General features: G+C 49.9%; 18 protein-coding genes. 8 read left to right on the top strand and 10 right to left on the bottom strand.

All coding sequences use genetic code 11. The annotated features are described in order from the left end of the window. The first annotated feature begins 76 nt into the window (after positions 1-76). Genes sapA through L6J37_RS17225 form a run of 5 tightly spaced genes read left to right on the top strand, consistent with a single transcriptional unit; the run spans position 77 to position 5,355 of the window. On the top strand, positions 77-1,696 hold the full coding sequence (sapA, locus tag L6J37_RS17245; RefSeq protein WP_237796044.1) for an ABC transporter substrate-binding protein SapA: 1,620 nt from the start codon (positions 77-79) through the stop codon (positions 1,694-1,696). A gap of 3 nt (positions 1,697-1,699) precedes the next feature. After that, a complete protein-coding gene (locus L6J37_RS17240) occupies positions 1,700-2,662 on the top strand; it encodes an ABC transporter permease (protein ID WP_192015327.1) in 963 nt (320 codons plus the stop codon). Further along, entirely contained in the window at positions 2,649-3,536 is an 888-nt protein-coding gene (gene sapC, locus L6J37_RS17235; RefSeq protein WP_192015326.1) for a putrescine export ABC transporter permease SapC, read from the top strand. The genes L6J37_RS17240 and sapC overlap by 14 nt, the downstream gene beginning before the upstream one ends. Then, a complete protein-coding gene (locus tag L6J37_RS17230; RefSeq protein ID WP_192015325.1) occupies positions 3,536-4,534 on the top strand; it encodes a peptide ABC transporter ATP-binding protein in 999 nt (332 codons plus the stop codon). Before sapC ends, L6J37_RS17230 begins: the two co-directional genes overlap by 1 nt. After that, positions 4,531-5,355 (top strand): peptide ABC transporter ATP-binding protein, encoded by an 825-nt coding sequence (locus L6J37_RS17225; RefSeq protein WP_192015324.1) that lies wholly within the window; start codon positions 4,531-4,533, stop codon positions 5,353-5,355. The genes L6J37_RS17230 and L6J37_RS17225 overlap by 4 nt, the downstream gene beginning before the upstream one ends. Positions 5,356-5,695: 340 nt before the next feature. Here the strand turns inward: L6J37_RS17225 and pyrF are convergent, their stop codons facing one another. The 10 genes from pyrF to gyrA form a co-directional block, all read right to left on the bottom strand. Continuing rightward, on the bottom strand, positions 5,696-6,394 hold the full coding sequence (gene pyrF, locus L6J37_RS17220) for an orotidine-5'-phosphate decarboxylase (RefSeq protein WP_192015323.1): 699 nt from the start codon (positions 6,392-6,394) through the stop codon (positions 5,696-5,698). Positions 6,395-6,493: 99 nt separating this feature from the next. Then, positions 6,494-7,663, bottom strand: coding sequence for a lipopolysaccharide assembly protein LapB (lapB, locus tag L6J37_RS17215; RefSeq protein WP_192015322.1), 1,170 nt, complete (start codon positions 7,661-7,663; stop codon positions 6,494-6,496). Positions 7,664-7,670: 7 nt separating this feature from the next. Further along, positions 7,671-7,958 carry a LapA family protein gene (locus tag L6J37_RS17210; protein WP_046219696.1) on the bottom strand — a complete coding sequence of 96 codons (288 nt, stop codon included), beginning with the start codon at positions 7,956-7,958 and terminating at the stop codon, positions 7,671-7,673. Positions 7,959-8,087: 129 nt separating this feature from the next. Beyond that, positions 8,088-8,378: an integration host factor subunit beta gene (ihfB, locus tag L6J37_RS17205; RefSeq protein ID WP_027253366.1), complete on the bottom strand. Its 291-nt coding sequence runs from the start codon at positions 8,376-8,378 to the stop codon at positions 8,088-8,090. A gap of 74 nt (positions 8,379-8,452) precedes the next feature. After that, positions 8,453-10,123 carry a 30S ribosomal protein S1 gene (gene rpsA, locus L6J37_RS17200; protein ID WP_192015321.1) on the bottom strand — a complete coding sequence of 557 codons (1,671 nt, stop codon included), beginning with the start codon at positions 10,121-10,123 and terminating at the stop codon, positions 8,453-8,455. A gap of 93 nt (positions 10,124-10,216) precedes the next feature. Next, positions 10,217-10,909 carry a (d)CMP kinase gene (cmk, locus tag L6J37_RS17195; protein WP_237796043.1) on the bottom strand — a complete coding sequence of 231 codons (693 nt, stop codon included), beginning with the start codon at positions 10,907-10,909 and terminating at the stop codon, positions 10,217-10,219. A gap of 150 nt (positions 10,910-11,059) precedes the next feature. After that, positions 11,060-12,343: a 3-phosphoshikimate 1-carboxyvinyltransferase gene (gene aroA / locus L6J37_RS17190; RefSeq protein WP_218383118.1), complete on the bottom strand. Its 1,284-nt coding sequence runs from the start codon at positions 12,341-12,343 to the stop codon at positions 11,060-11,062. Positions 12,344-12,509: 166 nt separating this feature from the next. Continuing rightward, entirely contained in the window at positions 12,510-12,743 is a 234-nt protein-coding gene (locus L6J37_RS17185) for a hypothetical protein (RefSeq protein WP_218383116.1), read from the bottom strand. Between the two features lie 86 nt (positions 12,744-12,829). Further along, positions 12,830-13,912 (bottom strand): 3-phosphoserine/phosphohydroxythreonine transaminase, encoded by a 1,083-nt coding sequence (gene serC / locus L6J37_RS17180; RefSeq protein WP_218383114.1) that lies wholly within the window; start codon positions 13,910-13,912, stop codon positions 12,830-12,832. Between the two features lie 239 nt (positions 13,913-14,151). After that, positions 14,152-16,794, bottom strand: coding sequence for a DNA topoisomerase (ATP-hydrolyzing) subunit A (gene gyrA / locus L6J37_RS17175; RefSeq protein ID WP_218383110.1), 2,643 nt, complete (start codon positions 16,792-16,794; stop codon positions 14,152-14,154). 335 nt (positions 16,795-17,129) lie between these two features. Between gyrA and ubiG the strand changes: the two genes are divergently transcribed. The 3 genes from ubiG (at position 17,130) to nrdA (ending at position 21,348) form a co-directional block, all read left to right on the top strand. Then, positions 17,130-17,840 carry a bifunctional 2-polyprenyl-6-hydroxyphenol methylase/3-demethylubiquinol 3-O-methyltransferase UbiG gene (gene ubiG / locus L6J37_RS17170; RefSeq protein WP_192015315.1) on the top strand — a complete coding sequence of 237 codons (711 nt, stop codon included), beginning with the start codon at positions 17,130-17,132 and terminating at the stop codon, positions 17,838-17,840. A gap of 179 nt (positions 17,841-18,019) precedes the next feature. Next, positions 18,020-18,736, top strand: coding sequence for an HAD family hydrolase (locus L6J37_RS17165; RefSeq protein WP_225445107.1), 717 nt, complete (start codon positions 18,020-18,022; stop codon positions 18,734-18,736). A 344-nt stretch (positions 18,737-19,080) separates the two neighbouring features. Next, a complete protein-coding gene (nrdA, locus tag L6J37_RS17160) occupies positions 19,081-21,348 on the top strand; it encodes a class 1a ribonucleoside-diphosphate reductase subunit alpha (protein WP_192015314.1) in 2,268 nt (755 codons plus the stop codon). Positions 21,349-21,375: the final 27 nt, after the last annotated feature.

Genomic DNA, 21,375 nt, shown 5'->3' with positions numbered 1-21,375 from the left:
CCTTGGTGCTTGGCACGGAAAGTGGTAAATTTAGCCACTTGTTTTTTCTCGACACCATTTAGATAAGAGCGTTGTTATGAACGCCTGTTTCCGATTGCTGCTCACCTGTGCCGGATTGCTGGGTTTGACGGCCTGTTCACAGCCACAACACGATAACACCATACGCCAATGGGGGTTTATTTATTGTGGTCAGGATACACCCTGGACCTTTAACCCGCAGTTAACCGATGGCGGACATACCGCAGACAGTCTGGCCGCTCAGGTTTTTGACCGTCTGCTCCAGCTTGATCCTATCAGTCATCTGCCGCAACCTGCGCTTGCCAGCAGCTGGAGCGTCAGTGAGGACGGTCTGGAGTACACCTTCACTCTCAGAAAAGATGTGCGCTTTCAGCAGACCGCAAATTTTGCACCTACCAGGCACTTTAATGCCGAAGACGTGGTATTCAGCTTTAAGCGGGTAATCGACCCCAAGCACCCTTATCATTCTGTCTCTGGCGGTCATTATCCCTGGTTCGAAAGTCAGTCATTCGGCCAGCTGATTGACAGTATAGATAGCCTTGATACCAGCACAGTGAGATTCACTCTCACCCGGCCTGACAATGCCTTTTTATCTACCCTGTCGAGTTCGTATGCGGCCATTCATTCAGCAGAATACGCTGATCAGCTGCTGCGTGAAGGCCATCCTGACTACATTGATACCAAACCGGTAGGCACTGGCCCATTCTATCTGGCTGAATATCATCCGCATGATTTGATCCGGCTGAAACGTAATGCTTTTTACTGGCGTGGTGCGCCTTTCATGAATCAGGTGGTGTTTGATATTTCGTCTCGCGGCACAGGATCACTGGCCAAGCTTCTCAATCATGAGTGTGATGTTCTCTCCTCGCCGGTTGCCAGTCAGTTACCTGTGATTAAAAATAACCCGGACTTCGAACTGATTGCCCAGACAGCCATGAACGTTGCTTTTCTGGCCATCAATAATAATATCCCCGCTTTGCAGGATGTTCGGGTACGTCAGGCGCTCAATCTGGCCATTAACCGTGAGAACCTGCTTGATTCTGTCTACTACGGCACGGGTACCAAGGCCAAAACATTGCTGCCACCCATGTCCTGGGCACATGATGCTCATCTGACAGACGTCAATTATGACCCGGACACAGCCATGGCATTGCTGAAAGAGGCTGGCTACAGTAATAACCTGCACCTGATCCTTGCCGTTCCAATGGAACCCAGACCTTACAACCCCAGCCCGCGCAAAACGGCCGAGTTAATCCAGGCTGACTTACGGGCAGTGGGGGTTGATGTCACCTTACTGTTACAGGACAGGCCGCTCCGGCCAGGTTCGGTGGCCCAGAAAGGCATAGATCTGACCCTGACTGGCTGGGTGGCGGATAATGGCGATCCGGATAACTTCCTGCGCCCGCTGCTGTCGTGCAGCGCCAAGCAAGCTGGCCTGAATGTCGCTAACTGGTGCAACCTTCAGTTTGATAACCTGCTGGAACTGGCGTCACGCACCACTAAGCTGGATCAACGCATGGACTACTACCAATATGCTCAGGGAATATTACGCGACGAAGTGCCGATTATTCCGCTGGCGCACGGTATTCATTATCAGATCCACCATAAATCTCTGCACGGGCTGCATCTGAGTCCGTTCGGTACTCGCTCATTCTCTAATGTGTACCGGAGCGAATAACTGATGTTTATCTATACCATTCGCCGATTGAATCTGTTTCTGATCACCCTGTTCATACTCACCTTGATCGGCTACAGCATTTTACGTATTGAGCCGTCCAGCTACTGGAATCTTCACGAATTTTGGCCCGGCTGGCTGCTGTACCTCGATAACCTGATGGTGGGTAACCTCGGGCTGAATCAGGAAGGGCAACCTATTCTGTCAGAGATTCTCCAGGTGTTCCCTGCCACACTGGAGCTGTGCTTTTTCGCCTTTATTCTGTCGCTGATTGTTGGCATCCCGCTTGGCACACTGGCAGGCGTCAAGCGTGGCCGTTGGGTGGATACCTGCATTTCATCCCTGACACTGGTGGGTTATTCCCTGCCGTTATTCTGGCTGGCCATGCTGTTTATTATGCTGTTTTCGCTCAAGCTTGGCTGGCTGCCTGTTGCCGGGCGCTATAACTTGCTCTACCAGATTGATTCCGTGACAGGTTTTGCCCTGATCGATGTGTTTCTGTCTGACGTGAGCTATCGTTCAGCCGCACTGATCGATGTCATCCGCCATCTGGTATTACCGACATTAGTGCTGGCCATAGCACCAACGACCGAAGTGATACGTCTGACCCGTGCTTCTGTTGCCGATGTCATGCAGCAAAACTTCATTAGGGTTGCGCAAACCAAAGGGTTGTCAATGTGGGAGATCATCATCCGGCATGCCCTGAAAAATGCCATTCCGCCAATTATCCCCAAACTGGGGATGCAGTTTTCAACCATGATGACCTTCGCCATGTTAACAGAGTCCATTTTCAACTGGCCCGGTATAGGCCGCTGGTTGCTTGACGCCATTGCCACACAAAACTATGTAGCCATTCAGGCCGGTGTGATTACTGTCGGTGGATTCATTCTGTTCGCGAACATTCTTTCTGACCTGGCGGGCGCTATGGTGAACCCACTGACCCGTAAGGAATGGTATGCCATCAAATAATATATATCAGGAACATAAGATTCCGACGCAATGGGAACGGGCCTGGCAAAATTATCAGGCCAATTCTCTGGCGGTGTTTGGATTGTGGTGCCTTGGCTTCCTGCTGCTGATAACAATCTTCGCCCCGTTAATGGTTGCCTACGGGCCGGGAGAGCAAGTGGGCGAGTTTCTGATGCCCCCTTCCTGGGACGCCAGTGGACATGTGGAATTTTTCTTCGGTACTGATGATCTGGGCCGCGATCTCTTCACCCGAATTCTGCTGGGAAGCCAGCTGACCTTTGGCTACGCGCTGCTTGTGGCACTGGCTTCGGCGATCCTGGGCATAATCATAGGCGTACTGGCAGGTATGACTCGCGGGCTGAAGTCCAGTATCCTTAACCACGTACTGGATACTGTGTTGTCGATACCGTCGCTGCTGCTTGCCATTATCATCATTGCCTACATGGGTACCGGCATGACCAGTATTCTGCTGGCAATCTGGCTGGCGCTGATCCCGCGTTTTATCCGTGCGATATACTCTGCTGTCCACGATGAGATGGAAAAAGAGTACATCATTGCAGCGCGGCTAGACGGTGCGAACAGTTTCTACCTGCTGTACTACTCTGTTTTGCCAAATATTCAGCCCGTTATTATCAGTGAGCTGACCCGGGCGATCTCTATCGCCATGATAGATATCGCGGCGCTGGGCTTTCTGGGGCTGGGGGCACAGTCTCCGTCACCGGAATGGGGTGCCATGCTGGGTGATTCCATCGAATTGATCTATCTGGCACCCTGGACAGTGACCCTGCCCGGCCTGGCCATCACCTTCAGCATCTTAGTGGTAAACTTAGTAGGAGAAGGTCTCCGTCAGGCAATTAATGCAGGAGTCGACTGATGCCACTGCTCGATATACGAAACCTCACCATTGAAATTGAAACGCCTCAGGGCATGGTCAAAGCCGTTGAGCGCATGAGCCTGACACTGAATGAAGGTGAAATTCGCGGACTGGTTGGCGAGTCAGGGTCAGGTAAGAGTCTGGTCGCGAAGGCTATCGCCGGTGTCACTAAAGACAACTGGCGGGTCAGTGCCGACCGCTTACGCCTTGGCGATATTGATCTTCAGGCACTGTCTCCGCGCGAACGCCGCAAAGTGGTGGGCCGCGAAATTGCGATGATCTTTCAGGAACCCTCTTCCTGCCTTGATCCCTCTGAGCATGTGGGCCAGCAGTTGGAAGAAGCCATTCCGCGCAGCTCTTTCAATGGTACCTTCTGGCAGCGCTTCCACTGGCGTCAGAAACAGGCGATAGCCCTGCTGCACAAGGTCGGCATAAAAGACCATAAACGCGTTATGAGCAGTTATCCCTATCAGTTGACTGACGGTGAGTGCCAGAAAATCATGATAGCGATGGCCATTGCCAACCGGCCACGGTTATTGATTGCCGATGAGCCCACCAACGATCTGGACCCCATCACACAGGCGCAGATTTTCCGTTTGCTGAGCCGGATGAACCAGCTCAATAACACCACTATACTGCTGGTCAGCCACGACCTGACAACGGTCACCCAGTGGGCCGACCGGATCACAGTGATGTACTGCGGACAGGCGGTTGAATCCGGCAGCCGTAAACAGTTACTGACCACGCCGCACCACCCTTATACGATCGCCTTGCTGCAGGCCATGCCGGATTTCAGCCAGGATATTCCGCATAAGAGTAAACTCACCACGCTGCCCGGCTCGATTCCACCGTTGCAGCATTTGCCTATCGGTTGCCGGCTGGGACCGCGCTGCCCCTATGCACAGCGTAAGTGTGTGGAAATCCCTAAGCGCAAGAAAGTCAAAAACCATAAATACAGCTGCCATTTCCCGCTGAATATGCCGGAGCCTAAATCATGAGTGCCCTATTGGAAGTGACTGACCTGAGAAAAGAATACCACCACCGTTCCGGCTTTTTCCGCCGCCGCAGCTCAGAAGCTGTCAAACCGGTATCTTTCAACCTGGAGGTGGGTGAAACCCTGGCTCTGATCGGTGAAAATGGTTCAGGTAAATCGACTCTGGCTAAGATGCTGGCAGGCGTTGTCGACCCCTCGGGCGGTGAAATCAGGGTCAACGACGAGCCATTGGCTTTCGAGGATTACAAAACCCGCTGTAAGCTGATTCGCATGATATTTCAGGATCCGAATACCTCGCTGAATCCAAGGATTCAAATTGGTCAGCTCCTGGAAGGGCCACTGAAACGTAATACCAGCATGACGCCGCAGGAGCGCGAAAACCGTATCAAGGCCACTTTGCTGCGTGTCGGTTTGCTGCCGGAACATGCCTATTTCTACCCGCAAATGCTGGCAACCGGCCAGAAACAGCGGGTATCACTGGCTCGCGCACTGATTCTGCAGCCTTGTATTATCGTGGCAGACGAAGCCCTCAATGGACTGGACATGTCAGTACGCTCTCAGATCATTAACCTGCTGCTCGATCTCCAGCAGGAAATGGGGCTGTCGTACATCTATGTTTCTCAGCATATGGGCGTGATTAAGCATTTCAGCGATAAGTTGATGGTGATGCAAAAAGGAGAAGTAGTGGAACAGGGTGCAACGCAGGAGGTGTTCAGTGCGCCACAGCACCCGTTGACTCAGAAGCTGCTGGACAGTCACTTTACGGCGCCGTCGCACGATCGCAGCACCCGGACCAGCAGCCGCTCAGCGAAGATTCATGTTTAACTGAGAGTCAGTAATGTTCAGATCAACAGCCGAATAAATGCCCGCCTGATGACCAATCAGCCCTCGCAGAAAGCCGGCCAATGAACAAGTCCGAATGCACGCTGCCCTTCTGGTTGATTACGGGTTAGCCAGTCATGCTGTAAACCAACGATCACCCCTATCAATATGGCAATCCCAACCAACCGCCAGAGTGGAGATTGCCAGTCCAGCACATGCTCTATACGGCTTTATTATCTGTACTTACAAGTAAAAGTGTAAGAAACATCCTGAAGTGCTGTAAAAACAACCCCGCCGGAGCGGGGATGACATAGAGAGACAGAGGCAGTATAGGAAGAGAAAATTACGCCAGAAGAGAACGGTTGATCTCGGCCAGCACTGCAGCCGGATCGTCAGCCTGAGTAATAGGACGACCGATGACCAGATAATCTGACCCTGCTTTCACCGCTTCTGCAGGGGTCATCACACGGCGCTGATCACCCGCGGCACTGCCGGCAGGGCGAATTCCCGGCGTCACCAGTTTAAATTCAGCACCCAGATTTGCCTTCAGCAGACTCGCTTCCTGTGCTGAACATACCACGCCATCCAGCCCACTGTTCTTGGTCAGAGTCGCAAGATTCAGTACGTGTTCTTCTGGTGAGCAGGAGATACCCACCCCGGCCAAGTCCTGTGCTTCCATGCTGGTCAGCACAGTGACGGCAATCAACAGCGGCCTGTCTTTACCGTAAGGCTCCAGAATCTCACGAGAGGCGCTCATCATGCGCTCACCACCACTGGCGTGTACATTCACCATCCACACCCCGAGTTCGGCCGCCGCTTTCACCGCACGGGAACAGGTATTCGGGATATCATGAAACTTAAGATCCAAAAAGACGGAATGGCCTTTGTCGTGTAACTTACGCACAAAGTCCGGCCCAAACAAAGTAAACATTTCTTTGCCTACTTTCAGTCGGCAACTGCCTGGCTCAATGCGGTCAACAAAGGCCAGTGCCGCATCCTGAGTAGGGTAATCCAGTGCCACTATCACTTTTGGGTCTAACATGCTTTCTCCTAGACTTCTGTTCTGCATTGCTATCTTCAAAAGAAAGGGCCAGCACGCACAGTGATCAGCCCTTTCAAATTTACATTCTCTTTGTCGCCATTACTCCCCATCCAGTCCTCGAATGGGTTTCACTGCCCCCCACCCTTTGCAGGACGGGCATTGCCAGTAAAGTGAATGACTTTCAAAACCGCACTTACCGCAACGATAATGTGGTTTCATTTTCAATTGTTCACCGACCAGGCTGCGCAACGTGGACAAACTGTCCTTGGCGCGGCCTTCTTCTGCTTCATCAAGATGATAATCCATCAACTGATAGAAGCCTTTCATCGTTGGGTTCTTCAGCAGTTGTCGCGTCATAAAGGATTGCGCCATGATAGCGCCTTCATGACGAGCAATCTCATCCGCAAGCATCAGTTCAGCGGTCGCCCCGGCATGGTTGTCAACACAGTGGTGAAGATACTTTATCCAGCCATCCTCATTGTGAGTCGCTTCATAGCATTCCAGCAACATTGGCAGGGTTTCACTAATGTAATCCACATCCTGCTCGGCGACTTTTTCCAGCTGCTGCGCTGCAGATTTATAATTCTTTTCAGCGATAAGAATCCGGGCGGTGCTGATTGAGGCACGTACACAGTGTTTGTCGGCAGACAGTGCTTTCTTCAGCAGTTGCTTGGCTTTTTCTGAATTATGCGCGCTCAGTTCCAGCATGGCCAGCTCACACCAATAATGCGCTATATCATGCCTGAGCTTATTTTTACCCATCTTGACCAACTGACTGGCCATTTCGATCGCTTTATCCCATTCTCGGGTTTGCTGATAAATCGTCAGTAACTGCTGCAACGCCCCTTCTCTGTGATCAGGCTCGTCCAGCAACTGCTCAAAGATTTTTTCTGCGCGATCGAAGAACCCGGCAGCCATATAGTCTTTAGCCAATTGTTGCAATGCCAGGTTACGTTGGTCAATAGTCAGGTTCGGGCGGGCAATCAGGTTTTGGTGAATGCGAATAGCGCGATCAACTTCACCCCGGCTACGGAACAGGTTCCCCAGGGCAAGGTGAGTATCTATCGTTTCACTATCAACCTGTAATAATTCAATAAACAAATCGACAGCTTTATCAGACTGATCAGAGAGCAGCAGGTTCAGGCCTGTCACATATTGGCGTGACAGGTGATGAGACTTTTCCTGCCGCTTATTACTCGCGCTTCTGTTACCCATGTACCAGCCATATGCTGCGGCAATAGGAAGTAACAGAAACAACAGCTCTAGCATGAAGTGATTATTCCTTGGCGGTCTCTACAGAACGCAACTGCTCTAGTTCTTTTTCTTGTTTGGCGACTTTTTTTGTTAAACGATTTTTTGTGAAGCGGGCTTTCAGATACATAGAGCCACAAATCAACCAACCAATTGCAAATCCAATACCGAAGGTCGCACCTAAAAGCGTAGATAGCTGAAATTGTCCTTTGGCTATCAGAAAATCGAAGTCAACCATCACCTGATTCTGCGCACCCAGCGCCAGCGTTAATAAAAAACACGCTATCAAGATAATAATGCCTACTATTTTCATCGTGAATCCTCTCACTAGATCAAAAACTTGATGATTAGATTATGCAGTAAAACGACTCATCAGACCATGATCAACAGACATAAAAAAACGGCATACTTACAGCATGCCGTTTTTTCGTGCTAAATACGATTATCCTGCATTCGGTGCATTCACGCGGTCACGTAACTCTTTACCAGGTTTAAAGTGAGGAACGTACTTGCCGTCCAATTCCACTTTATCACCGGTTTTCGGGTTACGCCCTACGCGCGGTGCACGGTAATGCAAAGAGAAACTACCAAAGCCACGGATTTCAATACGGTCCCCTTCAGCAAGGGTTGTTGCCATATGCTCAAGGATTTCCTTGATCGCATCTTCTACCTGTTTGGCAGAAAGATGAGTTTGTTGGCTGCACAGCCTTTCGATCAATTCAGACTTTGTCATAATCACCCCGTTTTTAGTATGTTTCTCAATAGTATAACCGTTAAGGGGGAAAATGCTTCCCCCCTTGGGGCAAATTATTCGCCTTTAGCCGCTTTAAACGCGTCAGCCATAGCATTACCGAATGCAGATTCGTCCTGCTGGTTCAGGCTAGCCATTGCTTCTTGCTCTTCGTCTTCGTCTTTCGCACGTACAGACAGGTTGATAACGCGGTTCTTACGGTCAACACCGGTGAACTTCGCTTCAACTGAATCGCCTTCAGACAGAACCAGAGTTGCGTCTTCTACGCGGTCACGAGAAGCTTCAGATGCACGCAGGTAACCTTCTACGCCTTCAGCCAGCTCAATGGTTGCGCCTTTAGCATCAACGGCAAGCACTTTACCGTTTATCAGAGTACCTTTCTTGTTCAGAGCTACGAAGCTGTTGAACGGGTCTTCTTCGATTTGCTTAACGCCCAGAGAGATACGCTCACGCTCAGCATCAACAGCCAGAACAACTGCTGAAATCTCGTCGCCTTTCTTGAAGTCACGAACAGCGTCTTCGCCTGCAACATTCCAAGAAATGTCAGACAGGTGAACCAGACCGTCAATGCCACCGTCCAGACCGATGAAGATACCGAAGTCAGTGATAGACTTGATCTTACCAGTTACACGGTCGCCTTTAGCTTGTGCTTCAGCGAACTGCTGCCAAGGGTTAGCTTTACATTGCTTCAGACCCAGGCTGATACGACGACGTTCTTCGTCGATGTCCAGAACCATAACTTCAACTTCGTCACCCACGTTAACCACTTTAGATGGGTGGATGTTCTTGTTGGTCCAGTCCATTTCAGACACGTGTACCAGACCTTCAACGCCTTCTTCGATTTCAACGAAGCAGCCGTAGTCAGTCAGGTTAGTTACGCGACCAGACAGCTTAGTACCTTCTGGGTAACGCTTAGCGATAGCAACCCATGGATCTTCACCCAGTTGCTTCAGACCCAGAGATACGCGAGTACGCTCACGGTCGAACTTCAGAACTTTAACGTTAATTTCGTCACCAACATTAACGATTTCTGATGGATGCTTAACGCGTTTCCAAGCCATGTCAGTGATGTGCAGCAGGCCGTCAACACCGCCCAGATCTACGAATGCACCGTAGTCAGTCAGGTTCTTAACGATACCTTTAACTTCCATGCCTTCTTGCAGAGAAGCCAGCAGCTCATCACGCTCAACGCTGTTTTCAGATTCGATAACAGCACGACGAGAAACAACAACGTTGTTGCGCTTCTGGTCCAGCTTGATAACTTTGAACTCTAGCTCTTTGCCTTCCAGGTGAGCAGTGTCACGTACTGGACGAACGTCAACCAGAGAACCAGGCAGGAACGCACGGATGCCGTTCAGCTCAACAGTGAAGCCACCTTTAACTTTACCGTTGATGATACCAATAACGGTTTCAGCATCTTCGTAAGCTTTCTCAAGCTGGATCCAAGCTTCGTGACGCTTCGCTTTCTCACGAGAAAGTTGAGTTTCACCGAAACCGTCTTCAATCGCGTCCAGAGCTACGTCAACTTCAACGCCAACTTCGATTTCCAGCTCACCAGCAGCATTTTTGAACTGCTCAGCAGGAATAGCTGACTCAGATTTCAGGCCAGCGTCAACCAGAACGAAACCGTTCTCAATGGCAACTACAGTACCTTTAACGATCGCGCCAGGGCGTGTTTCGATTTCTTTTAGAGACTCTTCAAAGAGTTGAGCAAAAGATTCAGTCATTTAAATAATCTTCAGTATATGAACAACCATGGGTATCCTACCGCATGGGGTTGAAAACAAAGTCAGTTATCATTCCTTGACACCGACATACCATCAGGCCGATTTCTCAGCCGACAATTTTTCTTCAATGTGAGCCAGCGCCAGTTCGGTCACTTGCTCAATCGACAGATGCGTAGAGTCTAGCACTAAAGCATCTGCTGCGGGGCGTAATGGCGCAACAGCACGGTTGCGGTCGCGATCATCACGCTCCTGAATTTCGCTTAAAAGACTGTCAAAGTTAACACTTAAGCCTTTTTGTTGCAACTGGTTCATGCGGCGTTTGGCGCGCTCTTCGGCGCTGGCATCCAGGAAAATTTTTACTTCAGCGTTAGGAAAAACCACTGTACCCATATCACGTCCATCCGCAACCAGGCCAGGCTCTCCGCTAAATGCACGCTGGCGGCGTAACAATGCTTCACGCACCCGAGGCAATGCCGCAACTTTTGACGCTGCATTGCCAACGTCTTCAGTACGTAATGTGGTAGAGACGTCCTCTCCTTCCAGAATCACTTTCACCAGTTCGCCTTCTGCAAGGAACTGCACATCCAGATGCGCAGCCAGTGGAACCAATGCGGCTTCAGAGTCCAGTTCTACACCATGATGAATTGCTGCCAGTGCCAGTACTCGGTAAATAGCACCAGAATCCAGTAAATTCCAGCCCAGCTTATCTGCCAACAGCATGCAAAGTGTTCCTTTACCGGCTCCACTTGGCCCATCAACAGTGATCACTGGTGCGTTTGTAGACATAGAATTCTCCGAATTTGTTAAACCTTCAGCAAACTTGCTGTTTCAACGCGGGCCGTATTATACGGTAAATTTGCCCTTGAGGCACTTCCAGTCGGGAAAAAAATCACCCAGCCTTAAGCTGGGTGACAGGGACAAATCTGAGGAAGTGGATCAATGGCTTAATGCGGCCAGTTTCTCAAAGTAATCCGGGAACGTTTTTGAGGTACACTTGGGATCATTAATCGTCACCGGTGTGTCTTCGCTCAGCGCAACTAACGAAAAACACATCGCCATGCGGTGATCGTCGTAAGTGTCGATGGCAGCATGCTGCAACTGCGCCGGAGGTGTGATGATAATGTAATCTTCGCCTTCCTCGACTGTCGCGCCCACTTTACGCAGCTCAGTTGCCATGGCGGATAAACGATCCGTTTCCTTTACACGCCAGTTATAGACATTACGGATAGCCGTCGTCCCTTCTGCAAACAATGCCGTTGTGGCAATGGTCATGGCCGCATCCGGGATATGGTTAAAATCCATATCCACACCATGAAGCGTGCCGCGACGGGCGATGACATAGTTATCACCCCACTCTATCTCAGCACCCATAGCCGCCAGTGCTTCAGCAAACTGGGTATCGCCCTGGATACTGGATTTACCAATTCCGGTAACTTTCACAGTACCGCCTTTAATGGCTGCGGCAGCAAGAAAATATGAAGCGGAAGAAGCATCTCCTTCTACCATAAAATCACCCGGTGCCTGGTACTGCTGGCCACCTTTTACGATAAAGCGCTGATAGTTGTCGTTCTCGACCTGTACCCCAAATTGCGCCATGATGTGCAGGGTAATATCAATGTAGGGTTTAGAAACCAGCTCACCTTTGATACGGATCACTGTCTCTTCTGACGCCAGAGGTGCGGTCATCAGAAATGCAGTCAGAAACTGGCTGGAAATTGAGCCATCAATCTCTACTTCACCGCCTTTGAGGTCGGCTCCCTTAATGTTCAGCGGCGGGAAACCTTCATTTTCGAGGTAAGTAATATCCGCACCGGCACTGCGCAGTGCGTCGACCAAATGGCCAATCGGGCGCTCTTTCATCCGCGGCTCTCCGGTCAGCACATACTCACCCGAACCTAAACTCAAGGCCGCAGCTAACGGACGCATAGCCGTACCCGCGTTGCCCAGAAACAGCTCGATCGGCTGTTTGGCATGAAATGCCTGACCCAGTCCCTGTACTTCACAGACGGTTTTATCCTCTGAAAGCTGATACGAAACGCCCAGCTTGGTGAGAGCATTGAGCATGTGACGGATATCGTCACTGTCGAGCAGATTCGTCAGACGCGTAGTGCCGTTCGCCAGTGCTGCCAGCAAGAGCGCCCGGTTAGACACACTTTTGGAACCTGGCAGGTTCACTTCCCCGTCAATACGCTGAATTGGCTGTAAAGTTAAACTCTCCATTGGGTGATTTTTCTATCCTGTTGTATTTGCGTTTCCGCAGAGTAACCAATATTTCGAAGTGATGCTAGTCATCCCAGGGCTCAAAACGCGCCATCCCGCGCCAGACAGGGGATAAACCCTGCTTGCGAAACCTTGTGACAGGGTCATTTACACTGCCTGAATCCCGCTAGTCATCCAGACGACACTGGCTGCCGGCCGAGCCATCAAAATAACATTCCAGCTCAACCCACTGCCCGTCCGAGGAGGCTTTCGTCAGACCGTCATCCAGGTGAACCATTGAGCTCATCAGCAATTCAACGCCATTCACAGACAGCGAGCCATTAACATACTGCGCTGTCCCTTCAATACTGAACCGATCCGTTGCGATCTGAGAAGAAGACTGTTCAAAGTCCACTTCCACGGCGCTCACCTGACCTTCAGCGGCAATCGCCAGGTATAAACAAACAAGCCGCCTTATCAGGCGGCTTGACGGCAGAGGTTCTTTACTCAGGCATTGTCGCGTTCGAATACCGCCATGAAGTCGACCAGCGCCTGCACGCCTTCAATCGGCATCGCGTTATAAATAGAGGCCCGCATACCGCCAACCACACGGTGGCCAGCCAAAGCTTTCAAACCCGCGGCATCCGCCTGTTGCAAGAAGGCTTTATCCAGTTCCGCATTTTTCAGCTGGAAAGGAACATTCATCAATGAACGGTTAGCCTGATGCACCTCATTGCGATAAAAATCAGACTGATCAATAAAATCATAAAGCAATTTCGCTTTCGCTTCATTGCGCGCCTGCATCACTTCTACGCCACCGATGGCTTTCAGCCACTTGAACACTTCACCAGCCAGATACCAAGCAAAGGTGGGTGGTGTATTAAACATAGATTCTTTCTCTGCCAGCACTTTGTAATCCAGTATGCTTGGCAGGATGTCTTTGGCCAGACCCAGTAAATCATCACGAACAATCACGATTGTCAGGCCAGCAGGGCCGATATTTTTCTGCGCCCCGGCGTAGATCACCCCGTACAGTGACACATCGATTTTGCGCGACAAAATGGTAGAAGACATATCGGCAACAATCGGCTTGTCCGTCTGCGGCAAGTCACGGATCTCAATACCGTCGATAGTCTCATTCGGGCAGAAATGCACATAGGCCGCCTGTTCAGTCAGCGCCCAGTCACTCGCCGGCAGAACCGCTTTTTTGCCATCACGCTCGCAAGTGATATCGATAACATTCGGCTGGCAATATTTCTGGGCTTCGTCAACAGCACTCTGTGCCCAGTAACCGCCATCAATGTAATCCGCCGTGGTGGCATCGCCCAGCAGGTTCATCGGCACGGCAGCAAATTGTGCCCGTGCACCACCGTGGCAGAAAAGAACATGATAGTTGTCAGGAATAGTCAGCAGGTCACGTAAATCGCGCTCAGACTGTTCTGCTACAGCGATAAAGTCTTTACTTCGGTGGCTGATCTCCATGACCGAGGTTCCCAGACCATTCCAGTTCACCAATTCCTGTTGGGCTTTTACCAACACTTCTGCTGGCATCATTGCTGGACCTGCACAAAAGTTATAAACCTTATCCATGATGAGAAACATGCTCCTGCTTTGCGAAAATGTGGTGACCCTGTTATCAACATCATGAATAACCGGATCTGTGTTTTATTTTTTTACACCTTTCATTCGTTGCTGAAAACCTTTTTTGTTGAGTAAACAATAAAAAATACCGATAAACGCCAGCGAAACAAACAAGAGAGGCATTTTGCTAAAAAAATGTTATAAAAAAACGCAGCTCTTGAGCTGCGTTTTTAAGGTTAAGCTAACAATCAGTCTTCGCTGCTGTCTTTGGCTTCATCGCCTTCTTCAGGCAATACCGCATCGGTATCCGTTGTCACTTCCGCCACAACCTCTTCGCCGTCAACTTGCAGCAACTCGTCATCCTCAGGTTCCTCAATACGCTGAAGACCAACAACTTGTTCATCTTCTGCTGTACGGATAAGGGTAACCCCCTGAGTATTTCGACCTACGCGGCTGACTTCTGCGACACGGGTACGCACCAGAGTACCGGCATTGGTGATCATCATGAATTCATCACCCTCCTGTACCTGAACTGCACCGACCACAGAGCCATTACGCTCGGAGACTTTGATGGAAACAACACCCTGAGTTGCACGGCTCTTCGCTGGGTACTCTTCCAGGCTGGTACGCTTACCGTAACCGTTTTCAGTCACAGTCAGCACATCGCCTTCATTGCCAGGTACGATGAGCGACACCACTTTGTCGTCATTGGCCAGCTTGATACCGCGGACACCTGCCGCCGTACGGCCCATGCCACGCACTTGTTCTTCAGAGAAGCGCACCACTTTACCGGCGGCAGAGAACAACATAATGTCATTGCTGCTGTCTGTGATATTCACACCAATCAGTGAGTCACCTTCACGCAGGTTCACGGCAATAATACCGGCGCTGCGAGGACGGCTGAAATCAGTCAGCGGTGTTTTCTTAACCGTACCGTCGGCCGTTGCCATGAAGATAAACTTATCTTCTTCATATTCTTTCACCGGCAGAATCGCGGTAATACGCTCATTCTCTTCCAGCGGCAGAATATTCACAATCGGCTTGCCACGTGCTGTCCGGCTAGCCTGCGGCAACTGATAAACCTTCAGCCAGTACATCCGGCCGCGGCTTGAGAAGCACAGGATAGTATCGTGGGTATTGGCAACCAGCAGACGCTCAATGAAGTCTTCATCCTTCATACGCGTTGCTGCTCGGCCTTTACCACCGCGACGCTGTGCTTCGTAATCAGCCAGCAGCTGATATTTCACATAGCCATGGTGAGACAAAGTCACCACCACGTCTTCCTGAGTGATCAGATCTTCCAGATCGATATCGTGGCTGGCCGCTGTGATTTCGGTACGGCGAACATCATTGAACTGCTCTCGGGCAAGCTCAAGTTCACCACGAATCACTTCCATCAAGCGCTCAGCACTGCTCAGGATCAGCATCAGCTCTTCGATCTGAGTCAACAGACCTTTGTACTCGTCGAGAATCTTCTCGTGTTCCAGACCGGTCAGCTTGTGCAAACGCAGATCCAGAATTGCCTGTGCCTGTTGTTCCGTCAGGTAGTACATACCATCACGAACACCCAGCTCAGCAGCCAGCCACTCAGGGCGAGCCGCATCCACACCGGCACGTTCCAGCATGGCTGCTACGTCACCCAATTGCCATGGACGGGCCAACAGGCCTTCACGGGCAATTTGCGGCGTCGCCGCCTGACGGATCAGATCGATGATTTCATCAATATTGACCAGTGCAATCGCCAGACCTTCCAGAATATGTGCACGCTCACGCGCTTTACGCAGTTCAAAGATGGTACGACGTGTCACAACTTCACGGCGGTGGTTAACAAAGCTTTCCAGCATCTCTTTCAGATTGAAAAGCTTAGGCTGGCCATTTTTATCCAGCGCCACCATGTTGATACCGAACGTAGTCTGCAGCTGAGTCTGTGCATACAGGTTATTCAGTACCACCTCAGCCACAGCGTCACGACGACACTCAATAACAATGCGCATACCGTCTTTATCAGACTCATCACGCAGTGCACTGATGCCCTCAACTTTTTTCTCTTTGACCAGTTCAGCGATTTTTTCAATCAGACGCGCTTTGTTGACCTGATAGGGAATCTCTGTGACAACGATGGTTTCTTTACCATTTTTGTCTGATTCAATATCGGCTTTAGAGCGCATGTAAACTTTACCGCGCCCCGTTTTATAAGCGTCAATAATACCTTTACGACCACTGATCATCGCCGCTGTCGGGAAATCGGGGCCAGGTATATATTCCATCAGCTGGTCGATGGTAATTTGATCGTTGTCCATAAATGCCAGACAGCCGTCAATCACCTCACCCAAATTATGCGGTGGAATATTGGTCGCCATACCTACGGCAATACCGGACGCACCGTTAACCAGCAGGTTAGGAATTTTGGTTGGCAACACAGCAGGAATACGCTCTGTGCCATCGTAGTTGTCAACAAAGTCGACAGTTTCTTTATCCAGGTCGGCCAGCAGTTCGTGAGCAATTTTGCTCATCCGCACTTCGGTATAACGCATTGCTGCGGCTGAGTCGCCATCAATGGAACCGAAGTTACCCTGGCCGTCAACCAGCATATAACGAAGGGAGAAAGGTTGTGCCATACGAACAATGGTGTCGTATACCGCACTATCACCATGAGGGTGATATTTACCGATCACGTCGCCCACAACACGGGCAGATTTTTTGTATGGTTTATTCCAGTCATTACCGAGTACGTTCATCGCGAATAGTACGCGGCGATGTACCGGCTTCAGGCCATCACGCACATCAGGAAGAGCACGACCCACGATGACTGACATCGCGTAGTCGAGGTATGAGCCTTTCAGCTCCTCTTCAATGTTTACCGGCGTGATCTCTTTTGCAAGATCGCTCATGGAGCCACTATCCCTCAGGTAGATTCTGTCGTATTTTTATACGTGCAAGGTGCGGGAATATAGCATATTTCCCACTTAATAGGCACACCTTTCAGTGCCTTTCTTGTGAGTAATTTTGCGAATTGAAAATAAACTCTTGTCCTTCTGTGCAATCCTTGGGCCATCCTCCGACATCAAGTGAAGGTTTTTAATACAGAAAAACAGCGACAGGCCAAAGATGCACCAGCATCACTGTATTTTCTTGCGACAGAGCTAGGTTAGGCAAACAAGCATTTCATGTCAGCCGTCTTTCGCTATAATGCCCGCTCTGACATCAATGGAAATGGCGAGCAATAATGACCAAGCAGTTAAATGTCGATCCGGCAGAAATCAGTAAATTTGAAGAAATGGCATCACGCTGGTGGGATCTGGAAGGCGAGTTTAAGCCTCTGCACCAGATTAACCCACTGCGCTTAAACTATGTGATCGACCATGCCGGCGGACTGTTTGGCAAAAAAATCCTCGATGTGGGCTGCGGCGGCGGCATTCTGGCCGAAAGTATGGCCAGAGAAGGCGCGGATGTTACGGGCCTAGACATGGGTAAAGAGCCATTAACTGTGGCTCGTCTGCATGCTTTGGAAACCGGCACTAAGCTGGACTACATCCAGCAGACGGTTGAAGAACATGCTGAACAGCACCCCGGACTGTACGACGTCGTCACTTGTATGGAAATGCTGGAACATGTGCCGGATCCCGCCTCTGTGATTGCATCCTGTGCCAGATTGGTGAAGCCTGGCGGCCATGTGTTCTTTTCAACCCTGAACCGGAACATGAAATCCTATTTATTTGCGATTGTCGGAGCCGAGCAGGTCATGAAACTGGTCCCAAAAGGTACGCATGATCACAAAAAGTTTATTCGTCCGTCAGAATTGATGGCGATGGTTGATCTGACTGCGCTCGAAGACCGCCATATTACCGGTTTGCACTACAATCCACTTACTGACACCTACAAGCTGGGCCGTAACGTGGACGTGAATTATATCCTGCACACAGTGAAACCAGAATAAGTAACCTGTCTCACCGCAGCCAGGCTGGTCATTCTGGTCTGGCTGACCTCACCTTTCTGCCTCGTTTGATCCAATACCCGGATTATGCCCATAATCCTACGACTTCGCCTTTTTGCTGATATGCTTTAAGCACATTCATTGCACACGTTTTATCAGCCTTTGAGATAAGGACACGGCCTATGTTGGGGTATCGGATTGACGCTGTACTTTTTGACCTGGACGGCACCTTGCTTGATACCGCTCCGGATATGGCAAGAGCGGCTAACAGAGTGCTTGCAGATTATGATGTTCAGCCACTGACCGCAGCGCAAATCCAGGCGAATACCAGTTACGGTGCCAATGGCTTGATAAAAGCGGGATTTGGCACAATACCCGCGCATCTGAACCCCACGCACCTCAGACAACAGTTCCTTGATTACTACCATGATGAAATTTGTTTAAAAACATCAATGTATAGTGGAATTGATACACTTTTATCCTATTTGAATAAAAATAAAGTACCATGGGGAATAATGACAAATAAACCTGAGTTTCTCACTCAGCGCCTGCTTCCCTACTTCCCTGTTTTGTCCGAAGCAGAAGTTGTCGTTTGTGGCGACACATTAGACAAAGCCAAGCCACACCCCGATCCGCTCTGGCATGCCTGCCAGCTCCTTAACATCCCACCTGAAAGTTGCCTGTATGTCGGTGACATTGAAAAGGACATGATTGCCGCGCGAGCCGCACGCATGCCAGGTGCTGTCGCAGGATGGGGATACATAGGTGATGAGCATCATCCCGACCTGTGGCAAGCTCAGGCGATCCTGCCTGAACCCGCCGCACTCATCCCCATACTGGAACAACATAATCGTAACGAAAGCGCCTTTTTTAACCAATCATGCTGCACGCAAAAATAGAGCGGAAAATCAGGAAAAATCAAGGGAAAAAAAATTTTTCCGGCGGAAAAAACAGGTGCTTTTTGTTTGCATTTTCCTATGACACTGGCAAGTCTGATGAAATAGGTGAGTACGCACTAACTATCCGTTTTACATCCCCATGTTATCCACAAGCGGTCAAAAAATACCAGCTTGCAAATTCGTATCCTCACCACTATCTTGTTTGCCACATGGCTTAACACCCCAACATATAGTGTTTTGGTCTATCATTTTAAGTGTAACGAAGATCACAATCTTCTTTTACTTTTTTAATAAAATTGCAAAAAAGCACTATAGATCAGGGAAAACTGGGAAAACGATTAAAAATGAATCAACAGCTAACTGTAACCAAGCGTGATGGACGCAAAGAACGCATCGATCTGGACAAGATCCACCGTGTCATTACCTGGGCCGCTGAAGGTCTGGAAAATGTGTCAGTGTCGCAGGTTGAGCTGAAATCTCATATCCAGTTCTACGATGGTATCAAAACAGAAGATATTCATGAGACCATCATTAAAGCAGCTGCTGACTTGATTTCGGAAGAGTCGCCAGATTACCAGTATCTGGCTGCCCGCCTTGCTATCTTCCATCTGCGTAAAAAAGCGTATGGTCAGTTCGAGCCACCTACACTGCTCGACCATGTCAGTAAAATGGTCGACAAGGGTAAGTACGACAAGCATCTGCTCGAAGATTATTCTGCCGAAGAAATGGCAGTGATGGATGACTATATCGATCACTGGCGCGACATGAACTTCTCGTATGCTGCAGTGAAGCAATTAGAAGGTAAGTACCTTGTCCAGAATCGTGTCAGCGGTGAAATCTACGAAAGTGCCCAGTTTCTGTACATTATGATTGCAGCGTGTTTGTTCAGTAAGTATCCGAAAGATACGCGTCTGGACTACATCAAGCGCTTTTATGATGCTGTGTCCCTGTTTAAGGTTTCCCTGCCTACACCTATTATGTCTGGTGTGCGCACGCCAACCCGTCAGTTCAGCTCATGTGTACTGATTGAATGTGATGACAGCCTGGATTCTATCAATGCAACCGCCAGCGCGATTGTTCGCTACGTTTCCCAGCGTGCGGGCATCGGTATCAACGCAGGTCGTATTCGTGCCCTGGGCTCTGAAATCCGTGGCGGCGAAGCTTTCCATACCGGCTGTATTCCGTTCTACAAGTATTTCCAGACTGCGGTAAAATGCTGTTCTCAGGGCGGCGTTCGTGGTGGCGCTGCCACACTGTTCTACCCAATCTGGCACCGCGAAGTTGAATCTCTGCTGGTACTGAAAAACAACCGTGGTGTTGAAGAAAACCGTGTCCGCCACATGGATTACGGTGTTCAAATCAACAAACTGATGTATACCCGTCTGATCAAAGGCGAGACCATTTCTCTGTTCTCACCGTCGGATGTACCTGGGTTATATGATGCATTCTTTGCCGATCAGGAAGAGTTTGAACGCCTGTATGTGAAGTATGAGCAAGACAACAGCATCAAAAAGCAAACAGTAAAAGCCATCGATCTGTTCTCTCTGCTGATGCAAGAGCGTGCGTCTACTGGTCGTATTTATATCCAGAACGTTGACCACTGTAATACTCACAGCCCGTTTGACCCGGCTGTTGCGCCAATTCGCCAGTCTAACCTGTGCCTGGAAATCGCGCTGCCAACCAAACCGCTGAGCAACGTAGAAGATGAAAACGGTGAAATCGCGCTGTGTACTCTGTCTGCATTCAACCTGGGTGCTATCGAGAACCTGGATGAGCTGGAGGAAATGGCTGAGCTGACTGTCCGCGCTTTGGATGCCCTGCTGGACTACCAGGATTATCCGCTGCCTGCAGCTCGTCGTGCGACCATGAACCGTCGTACTCTGGGTGTTGGTGTGATCAATTTTGCTTACTATCTGGCAAAACACGGTGTGCGTTATTCAGACGGCAGTGCGAACAACCTGACTCACCAGGCGTTTGAGGCCATTCAGTACTACCTGCTGAAAGCTTCTGTTGGCCTGGCCAAAGAGCGCGGCGCTTGCCCGGCGTTCAATGAAACCACCTATTCGAAAGGTATCCTGCCTATTGATACCTATAAGAAAGATTTGGACAAAATCTGTGGTCAGGAACTGCGTTATGACTGGGATGCGCTGCGTCAGGAAATCATGACTCACGGCCTGCGTAACTCAACGCTGTCTGCTCTTATGCCGTCTGAGACATCCTCTCAGATTTCTAACGCGACAAATGGTATTGAGCCGCCTCGTGGTTTCGTCTCCATCAAAGCGTCTAAAGATGGCATCCTGAAGCAGGTGGTTCCTGAATACAATAAGTACAAAGACAACTATGAGTTGCTTTGGAACATTGGCAGCAATGATGGCTACCTGCAACTGGTCGGTATCATGCAGAAGTTCGTCGATCAGGCGATTTCCGCTAATACCAACTACGACCCGAGCATTCAGCCAGGTGGCAAAGTGCCAATGAAACTCTTGCTCAAGGACCTGCTGACAGCGTATAAACTCGGCGTTAAAACTCTGTATTATCACAACACCCGCGATGGTGCTTCTGATGCGCAGGGCGATGTCGCTGCAGACGACTGCACCAGCTGCAAGATTTAATAACTAACAAAAACAAATGGGAGCTTC

The organism is Photobacterium sp. WH77 (assembly GCF_022014395.1).
GTDB lineage: Bacteria > Pseudomonadota > Gammaproteobacteria > Enterobacterales > Vibrionaceae > Photobacterium > Photobacterium arenosum.
This window is presented reverse-complemented; position numbering and strand designations above follow the sequence as displayed.

What these genes read in the sequence shown, in the direction of transcription:
- ubiG (WP_192015315.1), top strand. Translation starts at nt 17,130, where the DNA reads ATGACCAAGCAGTTAAATGTCGATCCGGCAGAAATCAGTAAATTTGAA.
- L6J37_RS17230 (WP_192015325.1), top strand. Translation starts at nt 3,536, where the DNA reads ATGCCACTGCTCGATATACGAAACCTCACCATTGAAATTGAAACGCCT.
- pyrF (WP_192015323.1), bottom strand. Translation starts at nt 6,394, where the DNA reads ATGTTAGACCCAAAAGTGATAGTGGCACTGGATTACCCTACTCAGGAT.
- serC (WP_218383114.1), bottom strand. Translation starts at nt 13,912, where the DNA reads ATGGATAAGGTTTATAACTTTTGTGCAGGTCCAGCAATGATGCCAGCA.
- rpsA (WP_192015321.1), bottom strand. Translation starts at nt 10,123, where the DNA reads ATGACTGAATCTTTTGCTCAACTCTTTGAAGAGTCTCTAAAAGAAATC.
- L6J37_RS17240 (WP_192015327.1), top strand. Translation starts at nt 1,700, where the DNA reads ATGTTTATCTATACCATTCGCCGATTGAATCTGTTTCTGATCACCCTG.
- sapC (WP_192015326.1), top strand. Translation starts at nt 2,649, where the DNA reads ATGCCATCAAATAATATATATCAGGAACATAAGATTCCGACGCAATGG.
- L6J37_RS17210 (WP_046219696.1), bottom strand. Translation starts at nt 7,958, where the DNA reads ATGAAAATAGTAGGCATTATTATCTTGATAGCGTGTTTTTTATTAACG.
- sapA (WP_237796044.1), top strand. Translation starts at nt 77, where the DNA reads ATGAACGCCTGTTTCCGATTGCTGCTCACCTGTGCCGGATTGCTGGGT.
- L6J37_RS17165 (WP_225445107.1), top strand. Translation starts at nt 18,020, where the DNA reads ATGTTGGGGTATCGGATTGACGCTGTACTTTTTGACCTGGACGGCACC.
- aroA (WP_218383118.1), bottom strand. Translation starts at nt 12,343, where the DNA reads ATGGAGAGTTTAACTTTACAGCCAATTCAGCGTATTGACGGGGAAGTG.
- L6J37_RS17225 (WP_192015324.1), top strand. Translation starts at nt 4,531, where the DNA reads ATGAGTGCCCTATTGGAAGTGACTGACCTGAGAAAAGAATACCACCAC.
- lapB (WP_192015322.1), bottom strand. Translation starts at nt 7,663, where the DNA reads ATGCTAGAGCTGTTGTTTCTGTTACTTCCTATTGCCGCAGCATATGGC.
- gyrA (WP_218383110.1), bottom strand. Translation starts at nt 16,794, where the DNA reads ATGAGCGATCTTGCAAAAGAGATCACGCCGGTAAACATTGAAGAGGAG.
- ihfB (WP_027253366.1), bottom strand. Translation starts at nt 8,378, where the DNA reads ATGACAAAGTCTGAATTGATCGAAAGGCTGTGCAGCCAACAAACTCAT.
- cmk (WP_237796043.1), bottom strand. Translation starts at nt 10,909, where the DNA reads ATGTCTACAAACGCACCAGTGATCACTGTTGATGGGCCAAGTGGAGCC.
- nrdA (WP_192015314.1), top strand. Translation starts at nt 19,081, where the DNA reads ATGAATCAACAGCTAACTGTAACCAAGCGTGATGGACGCAAAGAACGC.